The following is a 974-nucleotide window of genomic DNA, read 5'->3' as shown; positions in this document are numbered from 1 at the left end:
AAATCGTCGATGCCGATGCGGTGGGTGATCAGGCCGGAGACATCCAGCGGGCCCTGCACAAGCGCGATCATCTTGTACCAGGTTTCGAACATCTCGCGGCCGTAGATGCCCTTGAGATGCAGCATCTTGAAGATGACCTTGTTCCAGTCGATCTCGAAGCCGGTTGGAGCGATGCCCAGAATGGCGATCTTGCCGCCATTGTTCATGGTGTCGATCATGTCGCGGAAAGCGGGGGCGGCGCCCGACATTTCGAGGCCGACGTCGAACCCCTCAGTCATGCCGAGCACCGGCATGACGTCGCGCAGCTTTTCCTTCGAGGCGTCGACGACATGCTGGACGCCGAGTTTCTTGGCCAGCGCCAGCCGCACCGGGTTGATGTCGGTGATGACCGCTTTGCGCGCGCCGACGCATTGCGCGACGAGCGCGCCCATGATGCCGATCGGCCCGGCGCCGGTCACCAGCACATCCTCGCCGACCAGATCAAAGGACAATGCGGTGTGAACGGCATTGCCCAGCGGGTCGAAGATCGCGGCGATCTCGTCGGGCACATCATCGGGGATCGGCACGACATTGTGCTGCGGGATCGCCAGATACTCGCCGAAGGCGCCAGGACGGTTGACGCCGACGCCGAGCGTGTTGCGGCACAGATGCCCTCGCCCGGCGCGACAGTTGCGGCAATGGCCGCAGACGATGTGGCCTTCGCCCGATACACGCTGGCCGACCTTGTATTCGGTGACCGCGGCGCCGAAATCTGCGACCGTGCCGACGAATTCATGGCCCGTCACCATCGGCACCGGCACCGTCTTCTGCGCCCATTGATCCCAATTGTAGATGTGGACGTCGGTGCCGCAGATCGCCGTCTTCTTGATCTTGATCAGCACGTCGTTGGGGCCGATCTCCGGCACCGGCACCTCTTCCATCCAGATGCCCGGTTCGGCCTTGGCCTTCACCAGCGCCTTCATCATGTTCGACAT

1 protein-coding gene is annotated in these 974 nt (G+C 62.8%); it reads right to left on the bottom strand.

Going from position 1 to position 974, the window contains the following annotated elements:
• Positions 1-974: L-threonine 3-dehydrogenase (tdh, locus tag AC0L2U_RS34710; RefSeq protein WP_473603704.1), on the bottom strand; the 974-nt coding region annotated here is incomplete at its 3' end.

It is taken from the genome of Mesorhizobium sp. WSM4808, assembly GCF_055811675.1.
Note: the sequence above shows the minus strand (reverse complement) of the source record. Positions and strands in the feature narration are given on the sequence as shown.